General features: G+C 65.1%; 16 protein-coding genes. 4 read left to right on the top strand and 12 right to left on the bottom strand.

Features of this window, described 5'->3' with window-relative positions; genetic code table 11:
* Positions 1-165 precede the first annotated feature (165 nt).
* Positions 166-1,662, top strand: coding sequence for a catalase KatA (gene katA, locus ASG39_RS08100; protein WP_062594898.1), 1,497 nt, complete (start codon positions 166-168; stop codon positions 1,660-1,662).
* 195 nt (positions 1,663-1,857) lie between these two features.
* On the opposite strand, the gene ASG39_RS08105 is transcribed toward katA, so the two are convergent.
* A complete protein-coding gene (locus ASG39_RS08105) occupies positions 1,858-2,808 on the bottom strand; it encodes a LysR substrate-binding domain-containing protein (RefSeq protein WP_062594525.1) in 951 nt (316 codons plus the stop codon).
* 194 nt (positions 2,809-3,002) lie between these two features.
* Here ASG39_RS08105 and ASG39_RS08110 point away from each other — a divergent pair, with 194 nt between their 5' ends.
* The gene (locus ASG39_RS08110) at positions 3,003-3,293 is read left to right on the top strand and encodes a DUF1127 domain-containing protein (RefSeq protein WP_062594526.1); all 291 of its coding nucleotides are present in this window, start codon (positions 3,003-3,005) and stop codon (positions 3,291-3,293) included.
* A 225-nt stretch (positions 3,294-3,518) separates the two neighbouring features.
* Here the strand turns inward: ASG39_RS08110 and ASG39_RS08115 are convergent, their stop codons facing one another.
* The 8 genes from ASG39_RS08115 to ASG39_RS08150 form a co-directional block, all read right to left on the bottom strand.
* Positions 3,519-4,340, bottom strand: a complete 822-nt coding sequence (locus ASG39_RS08115; protein WP_062594527.1) for a DUF937 domain-containing protein — start codon at positions 4,338-4,340, stop codon at positions 3,519-3,521.
* Between the two features lie 114 nt (positions 4,341-4,454).
* Positions 4,455-5,828, bottom strand: coding sequence for a glutamate--cysteine ligase (locus ASG39_RS08120; RefSeq protein WP_062594528.1), 1,374 nt, complete (start codon positions 5,826-5,828; stop codon positions 4,455-4,457).
* A gap of 145 nt (positions 5,829-5,973) precedes the next feature.
* Entirely contained in the window at positions 5,974-6,711 is a 738-nt protein-coding gene (locus ASG39_RS08125) for a 16S rRNA (uracil(1498)-N(3))-methyltransferase (protein ID WP_062594529.1), read from the bottom strand.
* Between the two features lie 9 nt (positions 6,712-6,720).
* Positions 6,721-8,226: an inorganic phosphate transporter gene (locus ASG39_RS08130; RefSeq protein ID WP_062594530.1), complete on the bottom strand. Its 1,506-nt coding sequence runs from the start codon at positions 8,224-8,226 to the stop codon at positions 6,721-6,723.
* A gap of 223 nt (positions 8,227-8,449) precedes the next feature.
* Positions 8,450-8,926: an NUDIX hydrolase gene (locus ASG39_RS08135; protein WP_062594899.1), complete on the bottom strand. Its 477-nt coding sequence runs from the start codon at positions 8,924-8,926 to the stop codon at positions 8,450-8,452.
* Positions 8,927-9,261: 335 nt separating this feature from the next.
* Positions 9,262-10,047, bottom strand: coding sequence for a FadR/GntR family transcriptional regulator (locus ASG39_RS08140; RefSeq protein ID WP_244481177.1), 786 nt, complete (start codon positions 10,045-10,047; stop codon positions 9,262-9,264).
* A 128-nt stretch (positions 10,048-10,175) separates the two neighbouring features.
* The gene (locus ASG39_RS08145; protein WP_062594532.1) at positions 10,176-10,874 is read right to left on the bottom strand and encodes a L,D-transpeptidase; all 699 of its coding nucleotides are present in this window, start codon (positions 10,872-10,874) and stop codon (positions 10,176-10,178) included.
* A gap of 236 nt (positions 10,875-11,110) precedes the next feature.
* Positions 11,111-11,953 carry a L,D-transpeptidase gene (locus tag ASG39_RS08150; RefSeq protein WP_062594533.1) on the bottom strand — a complete coding sequence of 281 codons (843 nt, stop codon included), beginning with the start codon at positions 11,951-11,953 and terminating at the stop codon, positions 11,111-11,113.
* A gap of 219 nt (positions 11,954-12,172) precedes the next feature.
* Between ASG39_RS08150 and ASG39_RS08155 the strand changes: the two genes are divergently transcribed.
* A complete protein-coding gene (locus tag ASG39_RS08155) occupies positions 12,173-12,814 on the top strand; it encodes a DNA-3-methyladenine glycosylase I (protein WP_062594534.1) in 642 nt (213 codons plus the stop codon).
* A gap of 6 nt (positions 12,815-12,820) precedes the next feature.
* On the opposite strand, the gene ASG39_RS08160 is transcribed toward ASG39_RS08155, so the two are convergent.
* From ASG39_RS08160 to ASG39_RS08170, 3 genes are all read right to left on the bottom strand, one after another.
* On the bottom strand, positions 12,821-13,009 hold the full coding sequence (locus ASG39_RS08160) for a hypothetical protein (RefSeq protein ID WP_062594535.1): 189 nt from the start codon (positions 13,007-13,009) through the stop codon (positions 12,821-12,823).
* Between the two features lie 13 nt (positions 13,010-13,022).
* The gene (locus tag ASG39_RS08165; protein WP_244481204.1) at positions 13,023-13,388 is read right to left on the bottom strand and encodes a DUF305 domain-containing protein; all 366 of its coding nucleotides are present in this window, start codon (positions 13,386-13,388) and stop codon (positions 13,023-13,025) included.
* Positions 13,389-13,510: 122 nt separating this feature from the next.
* Positions 13,511-13,867, bottom strand: a complete 357-nt coding sequence (locus ASG39_RS08170; protein WP_062594536.1) for a hypothetical protein — start codon at positions 13,865-13,867, stop codon at positions 13,511-13,513.
* A 175-nt stretch (positions 13,868-14,042) separates the two neighbouring features.
* On the opposite strand from ASG39_RS08170, the gene hisS reads away from it, so the two are divergent.
* Positions 14,043-15,575, top strand: coding sequence for a histidine--tRNA ligase (gene hisS, locus ASG39_RS08175; protein WP_062594537.1), 1,533 nt, complete (start codon positions 14,043-14,045; stop codon positions 15,573-15,575).
* Positions 15,576-15,856: the final 281 nt, after the last annotated feature.

Consider the following 15,856-nt stretch of genomic DNA (forward strand, 5'->3'; position numbering starts at 1 on the left):
CCCTAAGGGCTGGATAGGCCCTTGCGGCCTTGCAAGCGGAATTGGGTGGGCAAAATCTCGATGGAGAGACATGCGCACCGAACGTGCCGGAGCGCAGGCGCGCGCCCGGCAATGAACAAGCGGACCGGCACGGCCGGAACCGACAAGGTGAGACAGGAGGACGAAATGACTGATCGCCCGACAATGACGACGACCGCCGGCGCGCCCGTGCCGGACAACCAGAACTCGCTGACGGCCGGCCCCAAGGGCGGCATCATGCTGCAGGATTACCAGCTGATCGAAAAGCTGGCCCACCAGAACCGCGAGCGTATTCCGGAGCGCGCCGTCCACGCCAAGGGCTGGGGTGCTTTCGGCACGCTGAAAATCACCGGCGACATTTCCAAATACACCAAGGCCGCTGTGCTGCAGCCGGGTGCGGAAACGCCGATGCTCGCCCGCTTCTCCACCGTTGCCGGTGAGCAGGGGGCAGCCGATGCCGAGCGCGACGTGCGCGGCTTCGCGCTGAAGTTCTACACCTCCGAAGGCAACTGGGACCTCGTCGGCAACAACACGCCCGTGTTCTTCGTCCGCGACCCCTACAAGTTCCCCGACTTCATCCACACGCAGAAGCGCCACCCAAAGACCAACCTGCGGTCGGCAACGGCCATGTGGGACTTCTGGTCGCTCTCGCCGGAAAGCCTGCACCAGGTCACCATCCTGATGTCCGACCGCGGCTGTCCGACGTCGCCGTTGCACATGAACGGCTACGGCTCGCACACCTTCTCGTTCTGGAACGATGCCGGCGAGCGTTACTGGGTGAAATTCCACTTCAAGACCCAGCACGGCCACAAGTTCTACACCAACGAAGAGTCCGAGCAGGTCATCGGCAAGACGCGCGAATCCTACCAGGAAGCGCTGTTCGGCTCGATCGAGGAAGGCAATTATCCGCGCTGGACCGTTCAGGTGCAGATCATGCCGGAACTGGATGCCGAGAAGACCTCCTACAACCCGTTCGACCTCACCAAGGTCTGGCCGCACAGCGAATATCCGCCGATCGAGATCGGCACGATGGAGCTGAACCGCAATCCGGAAAACTACTTCGCGGAAGTCGAGAACGCGGCGTTCTCGCCGTCGAACATCGTCCCCGGCATCGCGTTCTCGCCGGACAAGATGCTGCAGGCCCGCGTGTTCTCCTATGCCGATGCGCACCGTCATCGCCTCGGCACGCATTACGAGCACATCCCGGTCAACCAGCCGAAGAACCCGGTCCATCACTATCATCGCGATGGCCAGATGAACACATTCGGCGGCATTCGCACCGGTAACCCGGATGCCTATTACGAGCCCAACTCGTTCAACGGCCCGGTCGAGCAGCCCGCAGCCCTCGAGCCGCCGCTGCGGATCGATGGCGACATGGCCCGCTTCAACCATCGTGACGGCAACAACGACTACGTCCAGGTGATGGCGCTGTTCAACCTGTTCGATGCCGACCAGAAGGCGCGCCTGTTCTCCAACATCGCAGCCGCGATGGGCGGCGTCCCCGGCGAGATCGTCGAGCGCCAGCTCGCCCACTTCAAGCTGGTTCATCCCGACTACGAAGCCGGCGTCCGCGCCGCGCTGAACAAGGCGCACGGCTACCAGGCCGACACCATCAGCGCCGACCAGCCCGCCGCCGCCGAATAATCGACGTCAGGCATCGGAATGGGAAGAAACCGGGAGCAGCGATGCTTCCGGTTTTTTTGCGTCTGGGGGAGGGTGCTTTTTTCGCCGGGACCTCTGACTTCCTCAGGCATGCTCCTCAGCCGCGCACTTCACGCGATCGAAAAACGCGTTCAGCGACACCCAAACCCGTAAGGTGAGGGAGCGAGCGAAGTTAGCCTACCACCCCGCCAGCAACTGCCCCTGTCTCTGCCGCGCGAGGCGCGAGAGACCCTTGAGGTCGCCATCGATATCGTCGCCCGCGACCTGCGGCGTGATGTTGTCGAGGCAGGCGGTGATGTGGTTGCTGATGGCGGTGGAGAGCGAGGGGGAAAGGCCCGGCCGCTTCATAATGCCGATCTGCACGGGGGCGAGCGCGGGAAAGCCGTCGGCCTGGGTCAGCACCTTCATGCCGCTGCGCAGCGCCGATTCCGGCAGCACGGACACCGCCATGCCGGCGAGCACGGCGGCCGCAACCACCGTCGAGGACCAGCTGGTGAAGAGGATGTTGTAGTCCTTGCCCGTCGCATCCAGCGCCGAGCAGGCGGCCTGCCGCCACTGGCAATCGCGCTTGCCGACGGCGAGCGGTACGGGCGCGTTCTCGGGCAGGGGATGGTTGATGGAGCTGACCCAGCAGAGCGGCTCCGTCCGGACGACATCCGAGGCGCGCGCGCGCGGATTGTGGGTGACGAGCGCGATATCGAGTTCGCCGCGCGCCATCTTCTCCGCAAGGTCCACCGAAGGCTCGCAGACGATGAAAAGCTCGACATTCGGATGGGTCTTGGCAAACCGGACGATGATCTCCGGCATATAGCGGTCGGCATAGTCGTCGGGCGTGCCGATGCGCAGCGTTCCCTCCAGCCGGTTGTCGTCGAAGGCGGCGACCGCCTCGTTGTTGAGGCGAATCATGCGGCGCGCATAGTTGAGCAGCTTTTCGCCTTCGGTCGTCAGCCGGTTGCCGCGCCCGTCCTTGGCAAACAGCGCCTTGCCGATCCGCTCCTCCAGCCGCCGCATCTGCATCGACACGGCCGATTGCGTCTTGAACACCCGCTCGGCGGCACGGGTAAAGCTCCCCGTATCGGCAATTGCGACGAAAGTCTGGAGCTGGTCGAGGTCGAGGGGAGAGGCCATCGGGGTGCCTATAAGTTTGTTTGATCAATACCATTAGAAACATTCGTTGGACTGATCAATATCGATTTGCGACTGTCGGGCTGCAAACAACGTCTTCCCAACCTCCGCTGCGCCAATGCCTCGGTCAAACCCCGCCCAACCTGCGCCCACTGGGCGTGGGATGTCCGACCCGTGCCTTTTCAGGAGCTAAGCCCATGCGCACGCCCGATACCGCCCTTGATGTCACCTTCGCCGGCAAACCGGCAGCACTGCGCCTGATCGCGCGGGTCCAGGGTCTCGTGATGGTATGGCGCCTCCTGAACAACCGCCGCGCCGCGGGCCATCTGCATGATCTGGACGACCGCCAGCTCGCCGATATCGGCCTCAGCCGCACCGATGTGCGCGACGCCACCACGTCGCCCTTCTTCGAGGATCCGAGCCGGCACCTGACGCGCGCCGCGCGCGAGCGCGCCAATCGCTATTACCGGGATGCCCGCAGCCGCTGACATCCGATGCCGCCGCTTTCCGTCTCGACGTCTCGACGTCTCGGAAAGCGGGGCAATTCCCTTGGCGCTCCCAGGCTCTCCCCGGGCCTGCGACGCCCGGATGGTGCGACCGCTCGCATCATCCGCGTTCCCCGCAGGGTCATAGCCAACGACCCTGCCGCTTGCCCGGCGCTCCGATCCGTTCGGCGCCGGGCTTTTTTATGCGTTTTATGAGGGGGTGCCCTCTCAGCCCTTGGGCTGGAACTGTGCGAAAAGCCCGTCGATGGCCTTCTGATATTCCTTCTGCGCCTCGATGCCGCTGTCGAACATGGTGTTGAACATGTCGACGACTGGCGCTTTCGGCGCGGGCGGGGCTTCGGCGGGCTTGGCCTGCGGCGAGCCCATGGCCATCATGTCCTGAAAGGCCTTCATGAAGGGATTGCCGGCAAACATGTCCGGTGCGGCCTGCGGCTTCTCCGGGGTTTTCGGCGGGGTGAAGAGGGCCTGCATGGTCTGCGTGAACGGATTGTCGAAGGGGTTCGGCATGGCCGGCGGCTCCTTCTTGCGGGCAAGGCCGACGGCCTCCAGCCAGGTCTGCATCGCCGGGCCGAACGGATTGTCCGCAAAAGACGGCGGTGCGTGCATCTGGCCGGTCGCCTGCTTGAACAGCCCGCCCATGATGGCGCTCGCCACCACCGGCAGCATCTGCCGGTAGATGTCCTGCCCGATCCCCGTCAGCTGCGCGGCCTGCGCCGCCACCGCGCCCGACATATCGCGCGACCCGAAGATCTGCCCGAGGGCCGCCTGACCGTCGGCAAGCCCCTGCGGGGTGAAGGCCTTGGTCATGTCCTCGAAATATTTGGCGTAGCCGCCGCTGCTCATCGACGCGAGAAACGTGCCGAAATCGTAAGGGTTGGCCGCATTGGTCTTCAGCCCGGCCGAAAAGGCCGGCATGAGGGCGGCCGTGGCCTTCGCCATCTGCTCCTGCGCCAGCCCGAACTGCTGTGCCATCACATCCATGGCGCGGCCGTTCTGTGCCTGCATCATCATGTCGAATAGGGGCATCATCGTCTTATCCTTGTTGCAGACAGCACGTCAGGCTGCACTATAACGGGAAAAAGACGTTGGCATATCGCTTTTTAGCGCGTGTCACCGGGGAGACGCACCTCTGACGAGGACGCCTCAATAGGCATAGTCCTTGAAGACCGGCTCGACCGAGCCGTTCCAGCGGCCCTTGTAAAGCGACAGCAGTTCCTGTGCCAGCGTCGTGCCGCGGGCAACCACCTCGTCGAGCGGCGCAAGGAAGTGGCTTTCGTCCACGCCGTCGCCGTTCAGCCGGTTGCGCGCCTTCAGGCCCGCGCGCGAAATCGCGAGCACGTCGCGGGCGACCTCGCCGAGCTTGCGGCCGCGAACCGTGGCATCCAGCCCTTCGGCCGGCACGGAATCGCGCAGCGCGATCACGTCCTCATAGGTCCAGTCGCGCACCAGTTCGCCAGCGCTCGCCAGCGCGGCATCGTCGTAGAGCAGGCCGACCCAGAAGGCCGGCAGGGCACAGATGCGCCGCCAGGGGCCACCGTCCGCGCCGCGCATTTCGAGAAACCGCTTCAGCCGCACATCGGGAAACAGCGTCGAGAGATGGTTGGTCCAGTCGCCCATGTTCGGCTCCCAGTCGGCCAGCGTGCCCTTCAGCGCGCCGCCCATGAACTGGCGGAAGGTCACATGCGTGCAGTCGTGGTAGCGCCCGTCGCGCACCACGAAATACATCGGCGCATCCAGCGCCCATTCCACATATTGCTCGAAGCGGAAATGGCCGGTCAGCGCTTCGGGCAACACGCCGGCGCGCTGGTTGTCGGTGTCGCGCCAGATCTCGCCGCGCCAGGACTGCAGCCCGTTCGGCTTGCCCTCGGTAAACGGCGAGCTTGCAAAGAGCGCGGTCGCCAGCGGCTGCAGCTTCAGCGAGACCTGCATCTTCGCCGCCATGTCGGCTTCCGACGAGAAGTCGAGGTTCACCTGGATCGTGCAGGTGCGGTACATCATGTCGAGGCCCTGGCTGCCGACCTTCGGCATGTAGCGGGTCATGATGTCGTAGCGCGACTTCGGCATGCGCGGGGTTTCGGCCAGCGTCCATTTCGGGCTGCCGCCGATGCCGAGGAAACGGATGCCGAGCGGCTCGGCGATGTCGCGCAGCACCGCCAGATGCGTGTTGGATTCCTTGCAGGTCTCGTGCAGCGTCTCGACCGGCGCACCCGACAGCTCGAACTGCCCGCCCGGCTCCAGCGAAATCGCGCCGCGGCCCGTGGGCTCGACGAGGCCGATCAGATGCCCGGCATCGATGATCGGCTCCCAGCCGGTCTTCTGCTGCATGCCCTCCAGAAGCTTCAGGATTCCGGCATCGCCCGCATAGGGCACGGGGCTGTTGTCGGCGGTGTAGAACACGAATTTTTCGTGCTCCGTGCCGATGCGAAAGGCCTCTTTCGGCTTGTTGCCGTCCGCCAGATATTCGGTCAACTCGGAAACGGAGGTCACCGGGGTCTGGTCGGTGGTGTCGCGGGCCATGGGCATCGTCTCGATAACGGAGAAACCCGGCCGTCGAGCAGGGCATGAGATCAGCTGATATGAGGCTGATTGAACCGCTTTCAGATGCGGTGCAAGCAAAAATATTTCAACCTATGTTCCAAAATTTCGTGGCCGCTGTGGCCTTTCAGCGCCAGTCGCCCAGCGTCGCCTGGATGATCGCCATGGCGGCGACGGCGGCCGTGTCGGCGCGCAGTATGCGCGGCCCGAGCGGGATGGCCGTCACGATGTCGAGACCCCGCAGGCGAGCCCGCTCCGCGTCCGAAAAACCGCCCTCCGGCCCGACCAGCAGCGCATAGCGGGCGTCGGTCAGCCCCTGCAGCACGGGCAGCGGATTGTCGCCCGCATCCCCCTCGTCGCAGAAGAGAATGCGCCGGTCGCCCGGCCAGGCGTCCAGCAAGGCGTCCAGCCGCACCGGCTCGCGCACCTCGGGCACCGCCAGCACGCCGCATTGCTCGGCCGCCTCGATCACATTGGCCTGCAGCCGTTCGAGGCTCGAGATGCGCCCCTGCACATGCTGCGTCATCACCGGCTGCAAGAGCCCCGCGCCCATCTCCACCGCCTTCTGCACGAGATAGTCGAGCCTGCCCACCTTCAGCGGGGCGAAGAGATAATGGAGATCGGGCAGGGGGAACTGCGGCCGGGTCTGCTCCCGTGGGATCAGCGCCATGCGCTTGCGGGTCGGCATGGTAATTTCCGCCCGCCATTCGCCGTCGCGCCCGTTGAACAGCAGGAGGTCGCGACCCTCCTCCATGCGCAACACATTGGCGAGGTAATTGAACTGGTCCTTGGTCGTCTCCACCGCGATGCCGGGTGCAAGATCCGGCGCGATGAACAGGCGCTGCATGCGAAAATTGGCTCTCATGACACGCTTCTACAGAAAGATCGCGGAGAAGAGAATGTAGAGGAGCGCGGAGAGCAGGGCGGAGGCGGGAACCGTGATGATCCAGGCGCCGACGATCGTCAGGAAATGCGAACGCCGCACGAGCTGCCGCCGCCGTGTCTCGTCCGCGCCATGCTCGGCCCGCAGCTGGAAGTCCGACTGGCCGGTCTTCCGCCGGACATAGTCCAGCCGCAGCTTGGAATTGCGGGTGTACCATTCGCGGAAGAAGCCGATGCCGAACACGGCGCCGACGGCGATGTGGGTCGTGCTGACCGGCAGGCCGAGGGTCGAGGCGAGGATGACGGTGATGGCGGTGGCGAGCGCCACGCAGAAGGCGCGCACCGGATTGAGCTTGGTGATTTCCTCGCCGACCACGCGGATGAGCTTCGGCCCATAGAGCAGCAGCCCGGCCGAAATGCCGAGCGCGCCGATCAGCAACACCCAGAAGGCGACGGCCGCGGTTTCCCCCGGCACCGACCTGCCGACATTGGCGACGATGGCCGAGAGCGGCCCGACCGCGTTGGAGACGTCGTTGGAGCCATGCGCGAAGGAGAGCAGCGCGGCCGAGACCACAAGCGGCAGGTGAAACAGCGGCCGGAGCGACTGGTTGCGGTTTTCGAGCCCTACCGCCCGGCGCGCGACCGTGCGGCGTGTGACGAGATAGACGAGCACGCCGACGGCCAGGCCCGCGCCGAGGCCGTCAACGAGAGTCACCTCATAGACCCGGTCGAGGCCGATCAGCGCGAAATAGACGGTGAAGATGCCGCCCATGAAGGCCAGCAGGATCGGGATCCAGAACACCGCCCCGGCGATCTTGTCTTCCCGGTAGATGATGAACGTCTTGATGAAGAGCAGTAGGCCGGCCGCCACGCCGCCGCCGAGAAAGGGCGACAGCATCCAGCTGAGCGTGATGCCGCCGAGCGAGAGCCATTGCACCGACGAAAATCCGACGGCGGCAACGCCGGCGCCCAGAATGCTGCCGACGATGGCATGCGTGGTGGAAATCGGCGCGCTGCACCAGGTCGCGATGTTGATCCAGACCGCAGCGGAGATCAGCGCCGACATCATGACCCAGACCAGCGTCTGGCTGTCGGTAAAGGCCGCGGCATCGACCAGCCCGCCCTCGATGGTCGAGACCACCCGCCCGCCGGCAAAGAGCGCGCCGGCAATCTCAAAGATCGCGGCGATCACCAGGGCGCCGGTCATGGTCATCGCCCGGGCGCCGACGGCGGCACCCACATTGTTTGTCACGTCGTTCGCGCCGATGTTCATCGCCATGTAGCCGGCAATGGCGGCCGCCGCGATGACGATGATAGCGCCGGGCGCCTGCGACACCGCGCTCGCCGCGACGATCATGACGAAGACGAGAAAGATGAAGCCGAGCCCGAGGCCGACTGAGCCCTTCAGGACGAATTGCGACGCCTCCTCGTTCAGCGTCAGCTTGTCGAGGTCCTTGTCGAGTGTCGATTTCTCAAGCGACGGTGCCGTCTTCCCCATCATCAGTCCTCATCGCCCGCCGCCGCCCGGTCCCGCGTCGCTCCAGCGTTTCTACCTGCATCATCGTTTCGTCCCGAAGTCTAATCCGATCTCGGGGACGACGCAGGAAAGCCGCGCCGCGGCAAGCGCATCTCTTTCGTTCAGCTATCCGTAGAAAGTAAGGCTCGCGCGACGCTTGCCAACGGCCGGGAAGCCGCGACGATACCGGACACGCGGCGATGCCTTATTGCGCGGCGCTGCGGGCCGCTTCGAGCGGCGGCTGCAGGGTGGCGAGAAGCTGGGTCTGGTAATCGAGGATGAGCTTGCGCAGGCCCGGTTCCGCGACGCGGCCGGCGGCCTCCGTAAAGGTCACCCATTCCAGCGTGCGCGAACCTTTTTCGGGAAAACGCTTCGCCATGTCGAACACCACGACCGGATAGACATGCACGCGGCACTGGATCTTCAGGCCTTTGCTCATGCCCTTCTCGTAGGTGAAGCTGCCGACGGGGTCGGCCGAAGGCTCGCCCTTCACGCCGGCCTCTTCCCAGGCCTCGCGCGCCGCAACCTCGTGGGACGCCTTGCCCTCCATCGGCCAGCCCTTTGGAATGACCCAGCGGCCGGTATCCCGGCTCGTGATCAGCAGCATTTCCGGCACGGCACTTTTCTTCCGGAACCGATAGCACAGCGCAGCAAACTGTATGCGCTCGGGTCGGCGGAACATCAGGCGGACTTCGGATACGATGCTATCGAGTATGGTCAATGATCTGTAGCTCTTTCGTCGGAAGCGGTCTCGTCAGGAATTGCGCTTGCCGAAAACGGCATGTGAGGCCTGCCGGCGCTCGGTCTAACCCTGACGCGGGGAGATTGATCCGGACGCAGGGGGAAATTTCGATTCGCACCCTTCTCGGCACGTCAGAAATATAAATGAACGCGGACGTTGTCACAGTCCATCGCAAACTGGTGCAAGTCGATAAGGAACACTATGCCTGCAATCTTGCGCCGACATGGTCGCACACCGGCATTTACTATCACATATGCGACGTCAAATGGCGCATTTCAATCCCGAGGCCTTTCCAGCAGGCGCAGCCTTGAAATTCTCGCCCGATCCTCGGCACGATGCGCATCCAGGCTTGCCGATATCACGAAATCGATATGCTGCTCTGCAGCGCGGCGCGCGCCGGCAGGGTCCGCCGCCAGAATGGCCGCATGGATCGCCGCATGCTGCTCCAGCAGCCGATCGGCGGCTCCGGGGGCCTGGAAAACCGTTGTCCGACTAAAGAAAATATCCTGCTCCAAAAGTCGGTAGCACGACCTGAGCGTGTGTAGCAGAATGACGTTGTGGGCGCTTTCGCCGACCGTCATGTGAAAATCGATATCGGCGCGCAGGCCGCTGTCGCGGTCGTCGGCATCGCGTGCCGCCCGCATGCGCGTCACGATCCGGGTCAGGCTCTCCCGGTCGGCCTCCGTCGCATGGCGCGCGGCGCGCTCGGCGGTCAGGCCTTCGATTTCGCGCCGGTAGTCGAGATAGTCGCGCGCCGCCTTTTCATGGCGCACGATCAGGGCGCGCATGGGCTGCGAAAAGATCTCGCCGATGATATCGGCGACGAAGGTGCCGCCGCCGTGCCGACTGACGAGCAGGCCGCGCGTCTCGAGCGTCTTCAGGGCCTCCCGCAGGATCGGTCGCGAGACGTCGAAGCGGGCGGCAAGGTCGCGCTCGCCCGGCAGCCGGTCGCCGTCGCGCAGCACGCCGTCGAGGATCAGCGTCTCGATGCGCTGGACGATCTCGTCGGCCGCCCGGCTCTGGTGAATGGCGGAGAACATTTCGACCGGCTCGTCCGCCACGCGTTTCTCCTCATCGAGCATGTCCAGCCAAAACGTCCCGTTTTGGCGTCGGACACGGCGACGGAACAAAACGAAACGGAACCGACCGGCGTCCTGCCGGCCGGTCCCGATGATGTCCGGTCGGCCGATCAGCCGCCGAAGATGGTGCGCAGCAGGTCGATGCCGCGGTCGTCGTAGGAGACTTCGCCCTGCTTGTTGCCGGGGCCGACCACGATCACCTTGGCGCCGATCGAGGCGCGGTCGTAGAGATGCTCGACGTCCTGGTTCATCATGCGGATACAGCCGGAGGACATGTTCTGGCCGATGGTCCAGGGCTGGTTGGTGCCGTGAATGCGGAAGCCGCTGTCGTTCCGGCCCTTGTAGAGATAGAGGGCGCGGGCGCCGAGCGGGTTGTTGACGCCGCCTTCCATAAAGGCCGGCAGGATATGGCCGTTCTTGCGCTCGCGGGCGATCATTTCCGCCGGCGGCGTCCAGCCGGGCCATTCGGCCTTGCGCTGGACCTTCACCACGCCCGACCAGCCGAAGCCTTCGCGGCCGACGCCGATGCCGTAGCGGGTCGCCTTGTTGTTGCCTTCGACGTAGTAGAGATATTTGTGGTTGGTATCGACGATGATGGTGCCGGGGGCCTCGTCGGTGCGCAGCCGCACCTTGGTGCGCCAGAATTCGCGCGCCGGCTTGCGCTGCGATGCGGCGATCGTCGTCACGTCGCTCTGCCCGATGGTTGCCGCCGGCCGCTCGATCATCGTTGCCGATGCCGCGCCCGCGCCGCCGAAGAGCAGCGCTGCCGCAAGTGCCGCACCTGCCGCACGTCCCCGTTTCGTCGTCATGAATGTCTCTCCCTCTCAAGCCCGCCGGTCGCGCCGCCGGACCCTCTCGAAGGGCCGGCAGACGCGCAACGCATCGGGGAAACGCTATTCGATCGCACGCATCCCGCAAGATCGGACCGTGCGACATGGATCGAATGTGATCGTCCCCGAGGTCATGTCGAGGACGATTGTTGCTGAAAAAGCACGATGCGGCGTCGAAACCGGCTTACGCCCGTGGTCCCCGCATCTGGCCTGCCTTACTGGACGATGACCCGCGTTCCCACGTCGACGCGCTCGTAGAGGTCGGTCACGTCCTCGTTGCGCATGCGGATGCAGCCGGAGGACACGGCATAGCCGATCGTCCAGGGCGCGTTGGTGCCGTGAATGCGGTAGAGGGTGGAGCCGAGATACATGGCGCGCGCGCCGAGCGGATTTGCCGGGCCGCCCTCCATGCTGGCGGGGAGATAGTGGCCCTTGGCGGCTTCGCGGGCGATCATTTCGGATGGCGGGCGCCAGGTCGGCCATTCCGCCTTGCGCGTCACCTTGTGCGCCCCCGCCCATTCGAAGCCCGGCTTGCCGACGCCGACGCCATAGCGCCGGGCCTCGCCCTTGCCGGTGACGAGATAGAGGAAGCGGCTGTTGGTATCGATGACGATCGTGCCGGGACGCTCGCGGGTCTCGTAGGCGACGGTCTGCGGCAGGAACTGCGGATCGATCGGCCGCACGGGGCGCTGCGGCGCCACCATGCCGGCGGAGCGCACCAGCGGCGCGGCCCGCTGGACGGCGGGTCGCTGGTAGATCACCTGCTGGCGCGGCGCGAAGATCCCGGAGCGTTCGCGGTAGACGACGCGCGGCTGGTCGCCGACGGCGCGCTGGCGCAGAACGCGCCGCTCGTCCACACGGCCCTGCTCGGTCGGGGGCGCGGTCCGGGGCGCGGCCCGCGGCCCGGCCCCGAGCTGCATCAGCCAGGGGGCCGTCAGGTCCGGGCTGACGATGACCGGCGGGCGGTTGCCGTAGCGCTCGGCGGCCTGTGCGAAGCCGGCGCCGATATCGGTGACGGCAACGGAAAGGAGAGTGGTGAGGATCAGCAATGTCTTCATGACGGGGTGGCTCTCGTTCTGGCGCGCGGCGAAGGCTCGGCCGGTCCATCCGGCTTGTGGGGGAGAGCCTGACACCGGAGCGGGATAGGAAGCGTAAACGGACATTGCAGAACGGGTGGCCGGCCCGTGAAAGTCTTCGGTAGGGTTATTGCGTGCTTTCGAAAAATGGTTGACGAAGCGTGAAGCGTGCCGATTGCGGACAGAAGAGGGGCGAATGCGATGACCGAGATCGAGACACCCAAGGGCCTGATCGCCGGCCCGGACGGACGGACCCGCTGCGCCTGGCATGGCAATCTTCCGGATTATCTGCGCTACCACGACGAGGAATGGGGCCGCCCGGTGACGGATGATATCAGGCTGTTCGAAAAGATCTGCCTCGAGGGCTTCCAGTCCGGCCTGTCCTGGCTGACGATCCTCAGGAAGCGCCAATCCTTCCGCGCCGCCTTTGCCGGCTTCGACATCGATGCCGTGGCCGATTTCGGCGAGGAGGACATCGCCCGCTGCGTCGCGGATGCCGGCATCGTGCGCCATCGCGGCAAGATCGTCTCGACGATCAACAATGCCCGCCGCGCACAGGACATGCGCGCCGAATTCGGCACGCTCGCCCGCTATTTCTGGCGTTTCGAGCCTGCCCTGCACGAGCGGCCCTCAAGCGTCACCCACGCCGAAATCGCCGCCAACCCGACGACGCCGGTGTCGGTGCGGATCTCCAAGGACCTGAAGAAACGCGGCTGGACCTTCGTCGGCCCGACCACGGTCTATGCCTTCATGCAGGCCATGGGCCTCGTCAACGACCATATCGAAGGCTGCATCTGCCGGCAGCCGATCGAGGAGCTGCGGGCCAGCTTCGTCCGGCCCTAACGGATGTCAGAGCGTGCGGCCCCGCCGCCCGCTTGCCAGAAGCACGATGCCGACAAGGGCGACGACGATGCCGATGACGAGCCACTGCGTCTGGCCGGTCATGAAGCTTCCGCCCATCAGATTGGCGCCCTGCAAAATCCAGATCAGTCCCACCAGCAGGCAGAGCACGCCGGCGATCGTCTTGAAACGCTTCATTCCCGTCTCCTCCTCAAGCGGCGTCCCCCATGGTGCGCCGCGCGGCGTGGGGCCAGGCATTGCCGGCCCAGGTCTTCATCCGGGCGATCTCGGTTTCCTGCGCCGCGATCACCTCCTGCGCCAGCGCGCGCAGATCGGGATCGGTGCCGAATTCCAGCTCCACCTTCGCCATGTCGATGGCGCCCTGGTGATGCGCGATCATGCCCTTGGCAAAATCGACATCGGCCTTGCCCGTATAGGCGATGGCCATGCCCTCGTGCATCCGGGCATTCGCCTTGGCAAAGGCCTGGCTCGAAGGCCCCTGGTCGCCCTTGGGCGTCGTCTTGTCGCCCGACATGGCCCCCGACTTGGCATCATGGTTCATCTGGCTGTGATCCATGGGTTTGGCCGCGTCCTGCGCGAAGGCGAGGGCAGGGGCGAGCGAGAGAAGCGCGATCGTGGCGGCGCCGACGGTCATCTTTTGAAACATGGTCTGTCCTTTCGATAGGATGAATATGCCGATCAGGTCGAAAGGGCGGATCTGGGTGGTGGCGCCGCGGGCTCCGGCGATAGGGCGATCAGCGGAAGCTCGACGGCCGGGCGCAGGCGCTGCGGCGCCAGGGCAAGCCGGCCGATATCGCCGGCCTCGACCTCCAGCGCGAAACAGGCCGAACAGAGCATGGGATGCGTGCCCTTGGTCGAGGCGTGACAGCCGCTCGGGCAATCGGGCGATCCCGAATGCCGGTTGCCGTCGTCGTGAACGGCGTGAGACCCGGCGATGCCGTCCCCATGGGCGAGCCCCTGCGCCTGCGCCATGGCGGAGGTCCATCCCGACAGGATGGCGCAAAGCACGGAAAGGGCGAGGACGAAGGCGCGCATCGCCTCAACATAAGCAGGATCTGCCCGAAGGGAAGCCCGCCTCGTCTGCCTTCGCGCCGTCTTCGGGTCGTCTTCGGGCCGCCCGCCCAGCCTTGCCGCTCTGCCCGTGATCGGTTAGGGAAGGCGCCAAGCCAATGAATGGACTTTCCAACTGCAAACGAGACGGTCGAACGCCATGAAGAAGAAGCCTCAGAAGCTCAAGGCCCGCCTGCCGCGCGGCTTCGTCGATCGCTCCGCCGCCGACATCCGCGCCGTCGATGGCATGGTCGCCAAAATCCGCGAGGTCTACGAGCGCTACGGCTTCGATCCCGTGGAAACACCGCTGTTCGAATATACCGATGCGCTCGGCAAGTTCCTGCCCGACAGCGACCGCCCCAACGAAGGCGTCTTCTCGCTGAAGGACGACGACGAGCAGTGGATGTCGCTGCGCTACGACCTCACCGCGCCGCTCGCCCGCCATGTCGCGGAGAATTTCAACGAGATCCAGCTGCCCTACCGCACCTTCCGCGCCGGCTGGGTCTTCCGCAACGAAAAGCCCGGCCCCGGCCGCTTCCGCCAGTTCATGCAGTTCGACGCCGACACGGTCGGCGCCGCCGGCGTGCAGGCCGATGCCGAGATGTGCATGATGATGGCGGATACGATGGAGGCGCTGGGCCTAAAAGATCAGTACGTCGTGCGCGTGAATAGCCGCAAGGTTCTCGACGGACTATTGGAGGCCATCGGGCTTGTTGGTCCTGAGACTGCGGAGCGGCGCCTTACAGTGCTGCGGGCAATGGATAAGTTCGATAAATTTGGGAGGGACGGAGTACGCTTACTCCTCGGTTCTGGTCGCAAAGATGAGAGTGGAGATGTAACGAAAGGCGCGCAGCTTCCAGATCGTGCCATCGACGCGATTATCGAACTTCTTGAAGCGCATGAGCTTGATGAGCTACTCGACTACAAACAGACCTTAACGTTTAAAACTGCAGCACTGTCAGAGCTAAGCATCAACGCGACATTTGTAGCGGGTTTCAAGGAGCTACGGGAAATCTATGATCTCGTGCAGGCTGCAGGTTATCAGAGCGATCGCATCCGCATCGACCCCTCCGTCGTGCGCGGCCTCGAATACTACACCGGTCCCGTCTTCGAAGCCGAACTGACCTTCCCCGTCACCAACGAAAAGGGCGAAACCGTCGTCTTCGGCTCGGTCGGCGGCGGCGGTCGTTATGATGGCCTCGTCTCCCGCTTCATGGGCCAGCCCGTGCCGGCCACCGGCTTCTCCATCGGCGTCTCCCGCCTGATGACGGCGCTGAAGAACCTCGGCAAGCTGGGGGGAGACGAGATCCTCGCCCCGGTCGTCGTCTGCGTCATGGATCGCGACACCGACAGCCTCGGCCGCTACCAGCGCTTCACACAGGCGCTGCGTCACGCCGGCATCCGCGCCGAAATGTATCAGGGCAACAAGAAGAATTTCGGCGACCAGCTGAAATATGCCGACCGCCGCGGCGCGCCTCTGGCCATCATCCAGGGCGGCGACGAGCGCGAACAGGGCGTCGTCCAGATCAAGGACCTGATCGAGGGCAAGCGCCTTTCCGGCGAGATCGAGGACAACGCCACCTGGCGCGAGGCCCGCGTCGCCCAGGTCTCGGTGCCGGAAGCCGAGCTTGTCGAAAAAGTCCGCGAGATGCTGGAGGCCCAGAAGCAGGACCGCGACCGGGCGGCAGGCTGACCCGCGTGTCTCCGATCGCCTCGACCGCACAGCCCCTCACCCTAACCCTCTCCCCGCAAGCGGGGCGAGGGGACGCGGCACACGCACCCGCCATGATCGCCGAAGAGGTCAGCCACACCGGCTCTTCACCTCGAAAGCAGGGGGCCCATCACACCCTATCTTCTCTCCGCCTGCGGGGAGCCCGCCCGAGCCTCCCTTCTCTCTGCTTGCGGGGAGCCCGCCCGAGCCTCCCTTCTCTCTGCTTGCGGGGAGCCCGCCCGAGCCTTCCTTCTCCCCGCTTG

Source organism: Rhizobium sp. Leaf371, from assembly GCF_001424045.1.
Classification (GTDB): domain Bacteria; phylum Pseudomonadota; class Alphaproteobacteria; order Rhizobiales; family Rhizobiaceae; genus Ferranicluibacter.